The organism is Faunimonas pinastri, assembly GCF_900110915.1.
Lineage (GTDB): Bacteria > Pseudomonadota > Alphaproteobacteria > Rhizobiales > Afifellaceae > Faunimonas > Faunimonas pinastri.
Genome location: NZ_FOFG01000011.1, coordinates 43323 through 58543 on the forward strand (window position 1 = coordinate 43323; position 15221 = coordinate 58543).

At 64.8% G+C, this 15221-nt stretch carries 13 protein-coding genes; 4 read left to right on the forward strand and 9 right to left on the reverse strand.

Annotated features, from left to right (window positions below):
• The first annotated feature begins 84 nt into the window (after positions 1 to 84).
• Positions 85 to 939, forward strand: coding sequence for an IclR family transcriptional regulator (locus BMY25_RS14320; protein WP_092497718.1), 855 nt, complete (start codon positions 85 to 87; stop codon positions 937 to 939).
• A 21-nt stretch (positions 940 to 960) separates the two neighbouring features.
• Here BMY25_RS14320 and BMY25_RS14325 read toward each other — a convergent pair whose 3' ends face one another.
• The 7 genes from BMY25_RS14325 to BMY25_RS14355 all read right to left on the reverse strand — a co-directional run bounded on the left by BMY25_RS14325 (position 961) and on the right by BMY25_RS14355 (position 8106).
• Positions 961 to 1452, reverse strand: a complete 492-nt coding sequence (locus BMY25_RS14325) for a RidA family protein (protein ID WP_092497720.1) — start codon at positions 1450 to 1452, stop codon at positions 961 to 963.
• Between the two features lie 10 nt (positions 1453 to 1462).
• Complete coding sequence (locus BMY25_RS14330; protein WP_092497722.1) at positions 1463 to 2458, reverse strand: ABC transporter ATP-binding protein; 996 nt, start codon at positions 2456 to 2458, stop codon at positions 1463 to 1465.
• Between the two features lie 5 nt (positions 2459 to 2463).
• Complete coding sequence (locus tag BMY25_RS14335) at positions 2464 to 3477, reverse strand: ABC transporter ATP-binding protein (protein ID WP_092497724.1); 1014 nt, start codon at positions 3475 to 3477, stop codon at positions 2464 to 2466.
• A complete protein-coding gene (locus BMY25_RS14340; protein ID WP_092497726.1) occupies positions 3474 to 4691 on the reverse strand; it encodes an amidohydrolase/deacetylase family metallohydrolase in 1218 nt (405 codons plus the stop codon). Before BMY25_RS14340 ends, BMY25_RS14335 begins: the two co-directional genes overlap by 4 nt.
• Positions 4692 to 4693: 2 nt before the next feature.
• Entirely contained in the window at positions 4694 to 5563 is an 870-nt protein-coding gene (locus tag BMY25_RS14345; protein WP_092497728.1) for an ABC transporter permease, read from the reverse strand.
• The gene (locus BMY25_RS14350; RefSeq protein WP_177176872.1) at positions 5563 to 6504 is read right to left on the reverse strand and encodes an ABC transporter permease; all 942 of its coding nucleotides are present in this window, start codon (positions 6502 to 6504) and stop codon (positions 5563 to 5565) included. Before BMY25_RS14350 ends, BMY25_RS14345 begins: the two co-directional genes overlap by 1 nt.
• Before the next feature lie 69 nt (positions 6505 to 6573).
• Positions 6574 to 8106, reverse strand: coding sequence for an ABC transporter substrate-binding protein (locus BMY25_RS14355; protein ID WP_092497730.1), 1533 nt, complete (start codon positions 8104 to 8106; stop codon positions 6574 to 6576).
• A 728-nt stretch (positions 8107 to 8834) separates the two neighbouring features.
• On the opposite strand from BMY25_RS14355, the gene BMY25_RS14365 reads away from it, so the two are divergent.
• Positions 8835 to 9977 (forward strand): GGDEF domain-containing protein, encoded by a 1143-nt coding sequence (locus BMY25_RS14365; RefSeq protein WP_238858347.1) that lies wholly within the window; start codon positions 8835 to 8837, stop codon positions 9975 to 9977.
• A gap of 201 nt (positions 9978 to 10178) precedes the next feature.
• On the opposite strand, the gene BMY25_RS14370 is transcribed toward BMY25_RS14365, so the two are convergent.
• Positions 10179 to 11282 (reverse strand): alpha/beta fold hydrolase, encoded by a 1104-nt coding sequence (locus BMY25_RS14370; RefSeq protein ID WP_092497734.1) that lies wholly within the window; start codon positions 11280 to 11282, stop codon positions 10179 to 10181.
• A gap of 231 nt (positions 11283 to 11513) precedes the next feature.
• Here BMY25_RS14370 and BMY25_RS14375 point away from each other — a divergent pair, with 231 nt between their 5' ends.
• Together BMY25_RS14375 and BMY25_RS14380 are read left to right on the forward strand one after the other, a co-directional pair.
• Positions 11514 to 13193, forward strand: coding sequence for a tannase/feruloyl esterase family alpha/beta hydrolase (locus tag BMY25_RS14375; RefSeq protein WP_092497736.1), 1680 nt, complete (start codon positions 11514 to 11516; stop codon positions 13191 to 13193).
• 69 nt (positions 13194 to 13262) lie between these two features.
• Positions 13263 to 14177, forward strand: coding sequence for an alpha/beta hydrolase (locus tag BMY25_RS14380; protein WP_092497738.1), 915 nt, complete (start codon positions 13263 to 13265; stop codon positions 14175 to 14177).
• A gap of 368 nt (positions 14178 to 14545) precedes the next feature.
• Here BMY25_RS14380 and BMY25_RS14385 read toward each other — a convergent pair whose 3' ends face one another.
• Positions 14546 to 14938, reverse strand: coding sequence for a lysozyme inhibitor LprI family protein (locus BMY25_RS14385; protein ID WP_177176873.1), 393 nt, complete (start codon positions 14936 to 14938; stop codon positions 14546 to 14548).
• Positions 14939 to 15221: the final 283 nt, after the last annotated feature.

The window sequence follows — 15221 nt, forward strand, 5'->3', positions numbered from 1 at the left end:
CGCGACCATGTGCTTCCATCGCGAAGCTGGCGGGCTTAGGATCGACCGGACATGAAACAGCAGGTGCCCGGGAGTTCAGCGCGCATGGAAGAGCTTGTCGGGATCGGAGCCGATCCGGTCCCCAATCCGGGGCAAGATTCCGAACGTCAGCCGCGCCGACGCGTCAGCGGCATCGACCGCGCCGTGCAGATCCTCGACTATCTCCAGGAAACCGGGCGCGCCGCGACTGGCTACGACATCGCCCGCGCCGTGCGGGCGCCGGTCTCCACGGTCTATTCCGTCGTGGACGATCTCGTGGACAAACAGATGCTGGCTCGCGGCGTCGACGGGACGATCTGGTTCGGTGCGCGGCTCTATCATTACGGACTGGCCTATGCGCGTTCGCTGGATCTCCTGACGGTCGCCACGCACGAGATGCACGAACTCTGCCGCGAGGTGGGCGAAACCGTCCAGATCTGCGGCCGGGACGGCGACATGATGGTGGTGCTCGCCATGGCGGAGGGCCCCGGCCATTTCAACGTGACTTCGCGCGTCGGCACGCGGGTGCCGCTGAACTGGACGGCGTCGGGACGCCTGCTCGTGTCGCATCTGCCGGCAGCGGAGCGGGTGGAAATCTTTCGCAGATCGGCCCGGGCTTCACCCACGGGCCGGGCCGAGATCGATCCGGAGGCGCTGGCGGATGCCGCCGCCGCGTCTCTGGCCGCGCGCCTTTCCATCCAGTCCGGCGAGTCCGATTACGCGGTCGCCTGCATCGCCTCGCCCATTCGCGACCCCGATGGCCAATGCGCCGCGACGGTCTCGATCGTGCTGCCGGAATTCAAGGTCCAGCAGGATCGCGAGCGATTCGTCGGTGCCGTCCTGGAATCGGCGCGGCGCATCGAGGCAAGCCTTGGCTGGGGCGATGTGGTCGGCGGCCGGCGCACGTCCGGCCCGCTCTGAGCAAGCGGCAGTTCTGCCGCTTCAGTCCGCCACTTCGACGATCGCTTCGATTTCCACCGTGATGTTGCCGGGAAGGGAGCCGAAGCCCACGGCCGAGCGCGCGTGCTTTCCGGCCTCGCCGAAAACGGCCACCATCAGGTCCGAACAGCCATTGATGACGGCGGGATGCTCGGCAAAGTCAGGCGTGGCGTTCACCATCCCGAGGAGCTTCACGATCCGGCTCACGCGGCCGAGATCGCCAAGCGCCTCGTGCATCACCGTGATCAGGTTGAGGCCGGTGATCCGGGCATGGCCGTAGGCCTGTTCTGTCGAAACATCGAGCCCGACCTTGCCCTTGTGCATCCGCCCATCGGCGGCAAGCGGACCTTGTCCCGAGAGAAAGAGCAGCGAACCGCTGCGGACATGGGTGACGAAGTTCGCGATCGGGGCCGGCGGCTTCGGCAGGGTGAGGCCCAGCGCGGCAAGGCGCTCGTAAGGTGTTTCCGTGGACGGCGAAGCGGAGGTCTGTGTCATTCTTGTCTTTCTAGAGGATGCCGGCTGCAACGAGTTCGGTCTGGCGGATGCAGGCCGACGCGTGGCTCGGGCCGATGGGATCGAGAGGCGGGACGATTTCGGCGCAAGCGTCCCCCGCATAGGGGCAGCGCGTGCGAAAGACGCAGCCGGAGGGCGGATCGAGCGGGCTCGGAATGTCGCCGTTCAGGATCAACCGCTCGCGCTTGAAGTCGGGATCCGGCACCGGCGCGGTGGAAAGCAGCGCCTTGGTGTAGGGGTGCCGGGGACGGGCATAGACCGAGCGGCTCGGACCGCTTTCCATGATGCGCCCGAGATACATGACGACGACGTCGTCGCAGAGATATTCCACGACTGTCAGGTCATGCGCCACGAACAGGATGGTCAGGCCGAGGGACTGCTGCAAATCCTGCATCAAATTGAGGATCTGCGCCTGTACCGAAACGTCGAGGGCGGAGACTGGCTCGTCGGCCACGATGAAATCCGGCTCCACGGCGAGCGCCCGGGCGATGCCGATGCGCTGGCGCTGGCCGCCGGAGAATTCGTGCGGAAAGCGGCGCGCGTGTTCGGGTGAAAGTCCGACCATGGTGAGAAGCTCGGCGATACGGGCGGGGCGCTGCTTTCCCCTGGCCAGCCCGTGCGCGTCCAGCGCTTCGCCCAGAATGCCCGAGACGCGCATACGCGGGTTCAGGCTGGAATAGGGGTCCTGGAAGATGATCTGCAGGCGCCGGCGATAGGCCTTCATCTCGTGGGGGGATAGGCCGAAGAGATCGACGCCGTCGAACACCGCCTTGCCGCCGGTCGGCTCGACGAGCCGTAGCAGGCAGCGGCCGGCCGTAGTCTTGCCCGAGCCGGATTCGCCGACGAGGCCCGTGATCGTGCCGCGGCGCACGGAGAACGTGACGTCCTCCACGGCGCGGACGACGCCGCCGTTGCGGCCGGGGAAATGCTTCTTGAGCCCTTCGACGCGAAGCAGCGGAGCGGAATCCTGTGCGGGAGTGGCGGACATGCGGCTCACATGATCTCGTGGCGGATACAGCGGCTGAAATGATCCGGCCCCGCCGGGAAGAGCGGCGGGCGGCCCGCGCGGCATTCCGGGATGGCGTAGCCGCAGCGCGGTTCGAAGACGCAGCCGGGGGGTAGCGCCGTTATGGAGGGTACCGTGCCGGGGATCGGCGTCAGCCTTTGCCGCTCGCTTCCGGCAAGGTCGCGCCCGGGATTGGGCGTGGAGGCCAGGAGGCCCTTTGTATAAGGGTGCTTCTGGTGGGCGAAAAGCGTGCGCACCGAGGCCTGCTCCACGACGCGGCCGGCATACATCACCACCACGTCATGGGCGATTTCTGCGACCACGCCGAGATTGTGCGTGATGAACAGGATCGACATGCCGAGCTCGCTTTGAAGGCGGCGGAGCAGGTCGAGGATCTGCGCCTGCACAGTGACGTCAAGCGCGGTCGTGGGTTCGTCGGCGATCAGCAGCGAGGGCCGGCAGGCAAGCGCGAGCGCGATCATCACGCGCTGGCGCATGCCGCCCGACATCTGGTGCGGATAATCGTCGAGCCGGGTGGCGGCCGCAGGGATCTCGACCAGGTCGAGCAACTCGATGACCTGACGTCTCGCTTCCGCCCGGCCGACCGGCTGATGCAGCGTGATCATCTCGCCGATCTGGTCGCCCACCGTGAACAGCGGATTGAGGCTGGTCATCGGCTCCTGGAAGATCATCGCGATCTCCCGGCCGCGGATGCGCCGCATTTCGCGCGCGCTCAGCCGGGCGAGGTCGAGAACCCGGCCGTCGCGGGCGCGATAGAGGATACGCCCGCCCGCGATTTGGCCGGGCGAACTGAGCAGGCGCATGATGGAGAGGCTGGTGACGGATTTCCCCGAGCCGGACTCGCCGACGATCGCCGCCGTCTTTCCGCGCGTCAGGGAAAAGGTCACGCCCTCGACCGAGCGGGCCACGAACCCGCGAAAGACGAAATGCGTCTGCAGGTCTTCGACCGACAGGATCACGTCTTCGGGGAGATCGGTCACTGGATATGCCCACCGCAATGGGGGCACTCGCTGCCAACGCCGGCGGCCGGTGCGTGAGGCCGGTGTCGCGATGCCGCGATGGCCTCGTTGCCGAGGACCACGTAGCGCGGCTCGATCATCCGCGTCAGCCGCGAGGCATGACCTTGCGAGTCCCGGATGACGACGTCCTCGTCGACCACGTCGAAGATCGTGAACTCGGCGCGCTGGCCGACCGAGAGGAGGTTCTGCGTCGGCAGGCCGATGGAGTTCATCGGCGCGGTTGTCGACGCCTCGATCACGGCCTCGAAGGGCATGCCGACCGACATCAGCTTGGACATGGTCGTCGCCATGTCCCAGACCGGACCGTCCAGCGACCGGAGATGGAGATCGGTGGAGATCGAATAGGGCATGAGGCCGCGCTGGATCGCGATTTCGGCTACGCGGAAGGAGAAGGACGCGCCGCCATGGCCGACGTCCAACCGGATCCCCTCCGAGGCGCAGCGCTCCGTCAGCGCGAACAGGTCGTCGTCCTCGACGATGGAGCCGGCGGCCTTGCCGTTGAAGCAATGGGTGATGATGTCGCCCGGCCCCAGCACCTCAAGGACCTCATCGTAGAGCGGCGGCGGCTCGCCGACATGCACCATCAACGGCAGCTTCAGGATCTTGGCGACCTTCTTGGCGATCTTGACGGGGGTGATGCCCCAGGAGCCGAGGATGACGCCGCTGGCACGGCACTTGATGCCGATGATCAGGTCGCGGTTGGCCTCGACGCATGCGATCGTGCGGTCGATGTCGATGGAGCGCATGTCGATCAGTTCGCTGACGCGATTGCACGCGACCAGGCCGATCGACCCGATATTCAGGAAGGCGAGAATGCGCTCCTTCGCGGGCTCGATGATGAACTCGCGGAAGCCGTGGAAATTAGCTTCGCCCGCCGAGCCCGCGTCCACGATGGTCGTGACGCCGCGCTTCACCCCGGCCTCCGTCGGACGGATGGAGATATCCGTGCCGCCATGCCAGACATGGGCGTGGAGATCGATCCAGCCGGGCGAGACATAGGCGCCCTTGCCGTCGACCTGCTGCGCGGAACCGTCGAAGGGACCCGCGCCGATGCGCTCCACCTTTCCATCGGCGCCGATCAGGATGTCGGTCGCCGAACCGGGGATGCCGTCGAACGCGACGGGCTTCACGTTGCGGAGAAGGAGCGCTCCGGCTCCTGTGCCTGAACTCTGCATGTCTAGAGGTCCTTGGAGAGGCGGGGGTCCAGCATGTCGCGCAGGCCGTCGCCGACGAGCTGCAACGAGAGGACGGAAAGAACGACGGCGAGGCCGGGGAACATCATGATCCACCCGGCGGAATCCATGAACTGGCGGCCCTGGCTGATCATGGTGCCCCAGGTGGGCGTGCTCGGCGCGACGCCGACGCCGAGAAAGGAAAGGCCGGCCTCCGCGAGCATCGCGTTGGCGAAGATGAAGGTCCCTTGCACGAGAATGGGCGAGGCGAGATTGCGCAGGACGTGGTTTGCCATGATGCGCGGGGTGGAAACGCCGAGTGCTCGCGCGGCCTCCACATAGGGCAGCTCGCGGATCACCAGCGTGGACGCGCGGATGATGCGGGCGAGGCGTGGCGCATAGACGATGCCGAGCGCCAGGATGACGTTGCTTGCCGACGGCCCCAGCGCCGCCACCAGGGAAATGGCGAGCAGGATGTCGGGGAACGCCATCATCGCGTCGATGACCCGGGCGATGGGCCCGTCCAGGCGGCGGAAGAAACCCGCGAGCAGGCCGAGGATCACGCCGAGAACCGTGGAGACGATGACGACGGAGAAGCCCACCGTCAGCGAGGTGCGGCCCGCAACGATGACCCGGGAGAAGACGTCCCGGCCGAAATCGTCGGTGCCGAAAAGGTGCTGCGCGGAAGGTGGCTTCAGGCGGTTGGCCAGCGAAAGCTTTGCCGGCGCGTAGGGCGCGATCCAGGGCGACAACAGGGCGGCCGCAACCACGACGATGAGGATGATCGCGCCGAAGAGCACGGTCTTGCGGCGGACGAGCAGCCCAAGGAACGAAGCGCCGCCATAGGCTGCGGGGGATGAAGCGACGGCGGCCATCAGTAGCTCACCCGCGGGTCGACGACGAGATAGAGCATGTCGATGGCAAAATTGATCAGCACGTAAAGCGCGGCGATGACGAGGAGAGCGCCCTGAATCACCGGGTAATCGCGCCGCGTCACGGCCGAGACGATGAGGCTGCCGACACCGGGCAGGCCGAACACCGTTTCCGTGACGATCGCGCCGGAGATCAGCAGCGCCGTGGTCAGGCCGATCACCGTCAGGATCGGGATCAGCGCGTTCTTCAAGGCATGTTTCAGCACGACGCGGGCCTCGCCCATGCCCTTGGAGCGGGCGGTGCGGACGTAGTCGTCGCCCAGAACGTCCAGCATCGAAGCGCGCACGAAGCGGATGATGAGGGCGGAGTTGACGAGCCCGAGCGTCACCGCCGGCTGCACCAGATGATGCATGCGGCTCAGGAAGCTGTCACCGGGACCGCCATAGCCGGAGGTCGGAAACCAGCCGAGCTTGACCGCGAAGAATTCGATGAAGACCAGCCCCAGCCAGAAGCTCGGGATGCTGGCCGACAGCATGGCGAGCGTCGTCACCACCTGGTCGAAGACCGAGCCGCGCTTGTAGGCGGAAAGGATGCCGACGGGCAGGGCGATCGCGCAGGCGATCAGGATGGAGAAGATCGTGAGGAAGAAGGTCGGTTCCGCCCGCTGTCCCAGCGCGGTCAGCACCGGTTCGTTCAGAAAGATCGACTGGCCGAGATCGCCCCGGAGCAGGCCTCCCATGAAGTACAGGTACTGCACCGGGATCGGCTGGTTCAGCCCCAGCCTGATCCGCAGGTCCGCGATGTCGGCGGCCGTCGCGTCCGGTCCCAGCATCACGGCAGCGGGATCGCCGGGTGTCACCCGCACGATCACGAAGACGACCGTCGCCACTATGAAGAGGACGACGATCACCCCGATGATACGGTTGAGGATGTAGCGAGCCATGGAGCCTCGAAGGGGAAAAAGGGCACCGCGTTTCACGGGAGGCGGTGCCGGCATTCGATCGGGAGCGGGCTACTTCTGCAGGTACGCGTTCCAGAAATACGGCCACGAGGCCTGGTTCACGTCCTTCAGCTCCGGTGAAACGGCCGCGAGAGCGTTGAAGTCGCCCACCTTGTACATCGGCACCTCGTCGAAGGTGACCTGCTGCACCTTGGAGAAGAGCGCGGCGCGCTTCTTGGGGTCGGTTTCCGTCACGAAGGGCTCGATCGCCGCGTGCTTGGCGTCGGTCGCCCACCAGCCGGGGGAGGAATCCTGCATGTAACCGTTCAGCGCGGGCTCCGGCAGGAACGGGCTGTGAGTGATGAACATGTCCCACAGCTTGGGATCGGCGCGGCGCTGCGTCAGCGTCGCCCAGTCCACCACCTGCATGTCGACCTTGAAGCCCGCCTGCTCAAGATAGGCCTGCGCGACCTGCGCCATCTTGTAGTGGAATTCGTACTGCCGGCTGGTGAGGATGCGGATCGGCTTGCCGTCGTAGCCCGCCTTCTTCAGCAGCTCCGCCGCCTTTTCCGGGTTGCCCTGGTTATAGGCCTCCGTGCCGGCATCGCTGTGCCAGGCGAAGCCTTCGGGATAGAGCGAGCCGTCGACCGTGAAGAACTCCTTGGAGCCGAAGGCCGCCAGCAGCATGTCTTCCGAGTTCATCGCCGCCTGCACCGCCTTGCGGATCTGCAGGTTGGAGAGCACGCCTTCCTTGGTGTTCATCATGAAGACGGGCCAGCCGAACGGCTTCAGGATCATGGCCTTGTCCTTGCCGCCCTTCACCTGGTCGTAGGATTCGACCGGCAGCGAGTCCGCATAGGCGAACTGGCCGGCGATCGCGCCTTGCACGCGGGTGTTCGGGTCCGGCACCGGGACGAAGCGGATCTCGTCGAGATATTGATGCCGCGCGCCGCCATAGCCGTTCGGAGCATCGGAGCGGGATTTGTAGCCATCGAAGCGGACGAGCTGGATGTACTGGTCGGGCTTGCGGTCCTTCAGCATGTAGGGACCGGTTCCGATCACCTTCTTCAGCGGCATGTCCTGATCGTCTGAAGGCAGGATGATGGCGGCGGAATTGTTGAAGGCAAGGAGCGAGAGCAGGGGGGCATAAGGCTGCTTCAGCGTGATCTTCACGCCGAGATCCCCGTCCGCCTCGATCGACTGGATGTCGGACGCCGTCTGCTTGCCGCGCGAGGCGACCTCTTCCCAGCGCTTCAGGGACGCCACCACGTCTTTCGACGTCATGTCGCTGCCATCCTGGAATTTGACGCCGGAGCGCAGCTTGATGGCATAGATCTTGCCGTCCTGCGAGATGTCCGGCATCGCTTCGGCCAGGAGGGGGACGACGTTCCAGTCCTTGTCGAAGGTGTAGAGTGTCTCGAAGATATGCTGGGTGATCATCCCGACGAGGTCGGCCGTCGACGTCATGGGATCCAGCGTCGGCGGCTCGCCCACGGTCGCCACGTCGATCACGCCGCCCTTTACGGGCTCGGCCATGGCCGGCGAGCCCAGAAGGGACACGCTGGTGAAAAGGAGCGCTCCAGCGCCCAGCAGACCATGTTTCATGACGCCCCTCTATCCCATTATAGTGAAACAGAACTTATTGTTATGGAAGGACAGGCTAGTCGCGGTCAGGACGGGGTGTCAACTGGCAGGCTTCTCAGGACGAAATACTCAGCGCCCGATCTCCCATTTCGGGGCTTTTCTCCGAAACGAAAGAAGCCCCGCGAGGGCGGGGCTTCGGGATGTCGTGGCTGGTTACCAGCGCTCGTAGCCCTGGCGGTAACCCCGCGGGGGCGGACCGCCGCGCCAATGATGCGGCCGGTGGTGGCCGTAGGCCCACGGCGGGGGCGGCGGCGGCGGGGGACGATGATAGTGGCGATGATGGTAGCCGTAGCCGTATCCCGGCGGGGGCGGCGGAGGCGGGCCATTGCGGTAGTAGGGCTGGGCTTCGGCGGCCGTTACCGATCCCAAGGTCACAACTGCGGCAACAGCCAGCCATTTGATCCCGGACGTCAGTTTCATGTCTTCCTCTCGCTTCAGCGATGAGTGTCCAACCCTCTGCGGGGCGACCGGTTCCCGCCGGCGACGCCCGCGCGATAAGGGGACGGGCAGACGAGCGACAATCCGTGCGGCAGGAACCGAACTCCGCGTCCACACCTCAACCGGTCATTCATCGTGCCTGGGGAATGTCGCGCGAGTAACGGAACTTTTCCGCATTTCGTCTAAGCCTCGGCAGGCGCGTTCTGCTCCCGGTGCTGCGGATGGACCTTTCGACCCTTTACGACCTGATCGTGGGCACGCTGCTCGTCGCGGCCGCGATGACCTTCTGGGAGCGCCGCCTTCATCCTGCGCGCTCGCGCGAACTCGCCGTCTGGGCGCTGAGCTATGTGTCCTTCGCCGCCGGATGCGTGGTGGCGATGAACCGTTACCATTTGCCCGGCATCAGCGGATGGGCCTTGGCCAACCTGATCATGGTGCTGGGCTATCTGCTGTTGCATCACGGGGTCGCGAGCTTGGAGGGCAAAAGGCGGTTTGCCTGGTCGGCCGCGGTGCTGGCGGTGATCGCCTTGGTCTGGACTGTGGGCGGGGATCGCTTCACGGGCGCTTTCTGGAATTATCTCGCCTCGTTGCCGATCGCGGCCGTTTGCGGAATGACGGCCTGGACGCTGCTGCGAAGCCGGGTGACGCGAGCCTTGGCGGTGCGCCCCTTGGCCGTGGCGATCTTCGCCGTCCATGCGGCATTCAATCTCGCCCGGGCCTTCCTCGCGCCGGTGATGGTGTCTTTCTATGGCGAGAGCCTGCTGCCGGTACTCGCCAAGGCCACGATGTACGAGGGTGTGCTCTATTCGGTCGCGGTGCCCATGGCCCTCATCGGGATGGTCCGGGAAGAAGCGCAGGGCAAGCTCGCAGCCGCCGCCCACCTGGACTACCTGACCGGCCTGCATAACAGGCGCGGGTTCTTCGAGAAGGGCGGGCAGGTCATCGACCGCTGCGGGTCAGGTCGCTCGGTTTGCCTGCTTGCCTTCGACCTCGACCACTTCAAGGCGATCAACGATCGCTATGGTCACAAGGCCGGCGACGACGTTTTGAGGCTCTTTGCGGACGTCGCGCGGGAGACGCTCGGACCGGAGGCCATTCTCGCCCGGATCGGCGGCGAGGAGTTCGCCGCGCTTATGATCGGTCAGGAAGCGGAAGGCGCCAGGCCGATTGGCGAGAACGTTGCACTTCGGTTCGCGGAGGCGGCAGCCCATGCCGACCGTCTGGCTATTCCGGCGACGGTGAGCATCGGTCTTGCCGAGCTGAGTGCCGGAAGCCCCGACCTTCAGGCGCTGCTCTCCACGGCGGATCGCGCGCTCTATCAAGCGAAAGCGCTCGGCCGGAACCGTGTCGAGGTCGCGGACCCACAGCGGCGTGGCCGTTGCTGCCTGACGTGACCCCCGGCTTCGCCGGGGCGACGACGCGATGTGCCTCCGGGAAACCGACAACCCGCGCCGCCGTGGCGATCCCGGCTTCGCCGGCGCGGTTTCCCACCTCGATGGCGCGGTACCGGAAGAGCTGCGCGTCACCCGTCGGCGATCGGTCGGCTGTACGATATGCCCGGTGCTGACGCGCCCGTCGGAACGGCGTCCCCGCTCCTAGGAGGCGGTCGCGAGCGACTGCTGGCCTTGAAGCCAGTCCGCGATCAACAGTGCGATGCTCCGGCTGTTGCGGTCGGCCATCATCATGTGCCCGTTTCCGCAGATGCCATGGTTTGCCAGCCACACGAACTCGGCGCCGAGATAGTCGGCCGTTGCCTTATCGATGTGGCGGGGGTGCCGTGGATCGCACTCCGGGCTGACGATCAGGGCTGGCCGTGCGCCCACCTGTGCCGGGTCCCTGATGGAAAGTCCTTCGCCATCGACGTTGAAGCGCTCGTTGATGATGCGCGGGCTCTCGGGAACGACGCTGCGGAAGAAAAGCTCTCCCGCGCGCTCCGGCGCCTGCGGGCCAGAGAACCAATATTCCGTGACGAAGGCCTCGTCGACGAGGAAGAGTTCGTCCCGGGGAGCCATGATGGGAAAGCCCGCGTCGGGATCGGCGGTGGCCTCCAAGGCTTGCAATGATCCGGGATCGAGCGACGGCACGAGGTTTGCGGGAGGGCCGGCCGCGACACCGACAAGCCCCTTGACCAGATCCGGGCATTCTTCCGCCAGCGACCAGATCAGCGGGCCTCCCGCCGAGTGCGCCAGGAGCACTGAAGGCCCGATATCCGTCAGCATTTCCGCGATGGAGTTGCGAACGTCGCGGCTCGAGAGATTGAGGAAGTCTGCCCGCATCGGCGACCTCCCGTGGCCCGGCCAGTCGATCACGAAGACCTCTATCCCGGCCCGGGCGAAGTCCTGTGCCCAGCCGCGTCTTCCATCCGGGGTTATCGTGAAACACGTCCCGGTATTGCAACCGCCGTGGATCATGATCACCGGATAGCGGAGGGTCCGCTGCTGTGGGATGAAACGGTCAGCATAAATCGGATGCTGCCTGGTGCCCGAGAACAGGCTCTGAACTTCGATGGTCTGGTCCACGCTGTCGGCATTCCTGAGAAACAGCGGCCTTAATGGCCCGCATGTCGCCTGACGTCCAGACGTTCCTGAACGGCAGGCGACGCCCGCGTCGGCGACTTCGGGATTACCTCTGGTACCGCCGGGTCCGATCCCGGGGAGCGAGGAAAGCAAAGTTCTTTTCGAGTGGGGAATGTTGTTCATCGCTGCCGGTGAAAGCTGTCTGAAAGCTTGGTTCTGAAAGGGTGGGTGTCAGCGCACCGTCAGAGTGCGCATTTCGAGGGGGGCTGCGGTGCCGCGCTGCGTTGTAAGCCGGCGGACAGCGCGCGATTTTCTCACTTGCTCCCCTCCACTCCGGGCGTCGCGAAGCGGCGCCAGCCGGGGATTGCTTCATCGCCTCTCCGGTCATCGAGTGAAGGAAGCAAGGAAGAGAACATGGGTGGAAGAAGAAGCCCCGGGTTTGCAACGCCTCGGGGGACAAAGGCCTGGCGCCGCCTGTTCGGCGGCGCGCTGATCGCCGCCGCATCCGGCTGTGCCGTTCCGGCTCTGGCGGCCGGATCCTGTGAAGACCTGAGATCGCTGCAGCTGCCGCACATGACGGTGAAATCCGCCTCCCGGATCGCGCAGGACGGTTTCCGTCCACCGGCGTCCGAAGGAAAGGAAAGCACCGCGCTTACAGGGCCTGCCTTCTGTCGCGTCGAAGTCGAAGCCGCACCTACCCCCGATTCGCAGATAGGGCTCGAAGTCTGGGTTCCCGAGGGCGCCGCCTGGAACGGGAAGCTTCTCGGAGTGGGCAATGGCGGCTATTCCAGCGTGCTGGATTACAAGGAAATGGCTGCGGCCCTCCGTCGGGGCTACGCTGCCGTTGCCACCGATGACGGCCACCAGGGGGAGGACCTCCGTTTCGTGATCGGCCATCCCGATCGCATCGCGGATTGGTCGGACCGATCCATTCACGTGATGACCGACGCGGCCAAGCTGATCGTGAGAGACCTCAACGGCCGTCTGCCGGAGCGTTCCTACTTCAAGGGATGCTCGACGGGTGGCTTCCAGGCCATGGCGGAATCCCAACGCTACCCGGCTGACTATGACGGGATCATCGCGGGCGCCCCCGGCTATGCGAGGACTAATCTGAGCGCCAGTTTCCTGTGGGCCTGGATCGTCAATCACGACGCCGAGGGCAAGGAGATCCTGACCAGGCCGAAACTGCCGCTGATCAACAAGGCGGTCGTCGCGGCGTGCGACGAACTGGACGGCGTCAAGGACGGCCTGATCGGCGACCCCGGCCAATGCCACTTCGATCCTGCGACGCTCCTTTGCCAGAACGGCGACGCGGATGATTGCCTGACATCGGCTCAGGTGGATGTCGTGCGCAAAGTCTATGCGGGGCCGCACGATCCAAAAACGGGAAGGTCGATCTTCCCCGGCTGGGATCCGGGTAGCGAAGCTCCTGGCGGCGACGCCAAGAACGGCTGGACTTCCTACATCGTGGGGCAGCCGGAGCCCGTCAGGCTGGAGCTCTGGAAGCACTGGGTTTTCGCCGACCCGAACTTCGACTGGCACAGCTTCGACTTCGACCGGGACCTCGAATTCGCCAACAAGCTGCTGCCGACGATGAACGCGACCCAGGCCGATCTCACGCCGTTCGAAAAGCGGGGTGGCAAGCTGCTGATGTATTTCGGGCTGGCGGACAAGGTGTCCTCCGCCCGTACCGGGATCGATTATTACAACTCGGTCCTGGATGCGATGGACGGTCACCAGCGCGTCGATCCGTTCTATCGGCTGTTCCTGATGCCCGGCGTCGGGCATTGCGAGGGCGGCCCCGGCCCCGACAGCTTCGATGCGCTGGGAACGCTTGAGAGCTGGGTCGAGCACGGGAAGGCGCCCGACCGCATCGTCGCGTCGCATCGGACCGATGGAGCCGTGGACCGGACCAGACCGCTTTGTCCCTATCCCTCGGTCGCGAGATACTCGGGAACCGGCGACACGAACGACGCGGGGAACTTCCGCTGCGTCGCCGATCCTCAGCAACAGCACGGTGACCGATCGTGGCTGACCCAGGTGCAGGACTGGGATGCCCAGGCCCGGGCTACCGCTTCCGCCAGCCGCAACTGACCGACCTCTGGCGGAGCGTTCGATCTGGCCGCTCCGCCAGGGCATCGTGTTCCTACCGCAGAGATTCCCATGAGAAATTACGTTGCGGCCGCTCTGTCGGCCATCCTGCTCGCGGCATTGCCGGGGGCTGCCTTCGCGTCAGGCCACGGCCGCGTCGAGGAGCACCTCCAGATGCCGAGCAAGATCCTGTCGAAAGCAGAAGAGTTCAGCGTCTATCTGCCCCCGGACTACGATAGATCGAAGCGCTCGTACCCGATTGTCTACCTCATGCATGGCGGCGAGGAGGGCGAGGACGCGGACTGGTTCCGGTTCGGGAAGATCGAGGTCGTTCTCGACGACCTGATCGATCGTGGCGTCATCCCGCCGGTGATCGCTGTCAGTCCGGACGGGCGCCGGAATCTGGAGAACAAGAACAATACCTACTACATGAACGACGCCGACGGGCAGTTTCGCTGGGAGGACATGTTCGTCCAGGAGTTCGTCCCCTACGTGGAGAGCCAATACCGGGCGATCGGGACGAAACCGACCCGCTCGATCCTGGGTCTCTCGATGGGCGGCTACGCGGCACTGGCTTATTCGATGCGCCACCCGGAGCTCTTCAAGGCAGCCGTGGCCATGAGCGCCGCGTACCGGACCGATCCTCAGATCGTGACGATGGACCAGGCCGGTTACGACAGGCGCTATGGAAAGGCGTGGGGAATGGGCCTCAAGGGGCAGGACAGGATCAACGCCGACTATCGCAAGTACAGCGTCCTGGACATGGTCGACGACCTTCCCGCAGCGAACGTGAAGGCGACCGACTTCTACATCGACTGTGGGTCGGACGATAAGTTCTTCGACGGAAACGTGCTGCTCCACGAGAAGCTTCGGGACATGGGGGTGAAGCACCGCTTCATGGTTCGCGAGGGAAGCCACGAATGGAACTACTGGAGATCCGGCGTAAGGAACGGGTTGATCTTCATCGGGGCCGAAATCCAGAAGTGATATCCTGGAGCTCGCGAAGATGAACTCAATCGAGTGCATCGCGAATGACGATGTCGCGAGGATCGAAGCGATAACTCGCGCTCGCTGACCCCCGCCACGGGGGAAGGCAACAGATCACGCGACATCTTCATTCGAAAAACGAAAGCCGGACGGCGATAGCGCTCACGAGCCTTGAGCCCTGAGCCTTGATGAGGGAGCGGGCTTTCCAGGTTAGCTTCAATGGCGGCGCGACATTCCGGGCGCCGCCGGGCATAGGGTTACGTCACCCAGAGCGTCCGCCTGAACGCACGCGCCGTCCTCGGCGCGATGTGCGGTCGCCGTAGGGTTGCCGATGAACACGATTCCCACACGATGACACAACGTTGGGGTCAGGGCTGCAAGGTTCGTTCCAGCTCGAGTGTGCGATCCTTCGTCATGTCGAACATGCAGCCTGCGCTCTCGACTTCGCGGATCGTGCCTTCAAGAGCGGCATACCAGCCGCAATTGGCCTTACGGTAAGAAACCCAGTCCCGTTCCGCTTGGATGAGAGCATCCTTGCGTGCCGGGCTTTCCGACGCCTTGAGCGCAGCTTTGTACGCCGTGTTCAACCGCTTGTCCCAATGTTCCGTCAGCCCCTCGAAGCAGTCGACAATTGCCACGGTAGTATCTTTCTGGTGACAAGCCGTTTCGGCCGGATCGCCCGCTGAGTTTCCACTTCCGGGTAGGGCAAAGCAGACCAGGAGAGTGACAAGCCCAAAGACGAATATCGAATGGGGTTTCATGGATCGAACCTCCGTGTCGGCGGCGCTCAGGTAGAGTAGCACGCTTCTATTGTCGAAATCGGCGCGTGGTAGACGGTTATCTGTCGGGATACATATCCTACGGGCACTTATGTCCCCGGGCATCTAGTTGCTGAGGTTAGTCCTCATCAGAGGTGACGGACTGCCGGGTCGCCTACAAAGCCGGGCGTAGAACCGAAGGGGGAGCTGAGGCGGTTGAAGGCGGCCGGCGACGAGAACCGGACACCATCGAGCTGGACCACCTCATGAAGGACATGCTGGTGCT

Bases quoted from the DNA above. Each gene is read 5' to 3' on its own strand.
- BMY25_RS14320 (WP_092497718.1), top strand. From the start codon at position 85: ATGGAAGAGCTTGTCGGGATCGGAGCCGATCCGGTCCCCAATCCGGGG.
- BMY25_RS14325 (WP_092497720.1), bottom strand. From the start codon at position 1,452: ATGACACAGACCTCCGCTTCGCCGTCCACGGAAACACCTTACGAGCGC.
- BMY25_RS14330 (WP_092497722.1), bottom strand. From the start codon at position 2,458: ATGTCCGCCACTCCCGCACAGGATTCCGCTCCGCTGCTTCGCGTCGAA.
- BMY25_RS14340 (WP_092497726.1), bottom strand. From the start codon at position 4,691: ATGCAGAGTTCAGGCACAGGAGCCGGAGCGCTCCTTCTCCGCAACGTG.
- BMY25_RS14345 (WP_092497728.1), bottom strand. From the start codon at position 5,563: ATGGCCGCCGTCGCTTCATCCCCCGCAGCCTATGGCGGCGCTTCGTTC.
- BMY25_RS14350 (WP_177176872.1), bottom strand. From the start codon at position 6,504: ATGGCTCGCTACATCCTCAACCGTATCATCGGGGTGATCGTCGTCCTC.
- BMY25_RS14355 (WP_092497730.1), bottom strand. From the start codon at position 8,106: ATGAAACATGGTCTGCTGGGCGCTGGAGCGCTCCTTTTCACCAGCGTG.
- BMY25_RS14370 (WP_092497734.1), bottom strand. From the start codon at position 11,282: ATGAACAACATTCCCCACTCGAAAAGAACTTTGCTTTCCTCGCTCCCC.
- BMY25_RS14375 (WP_092497736.1), top strand. From the start codon at position 11,514: ATGGGTGGAAGAAGAAGCCCCGGGTTTGCAACGCCTCGGGGGACAAAG.
- BMY25_RS14380 (WP_092497738.1), top strand. From the start codon at position 13,263: ATGAGAAATTACGTTGCGGCCGCTCTGTCGGCCATCCTGCTCGCGGCA.
- BMY25_RS14385 (WP_177176873.1), bottom strand. From the start codon at position 14,938: ATGAAACCCCATTCGATATTCGTCTTTGGGCTTGTCACTCTCCTGGTC.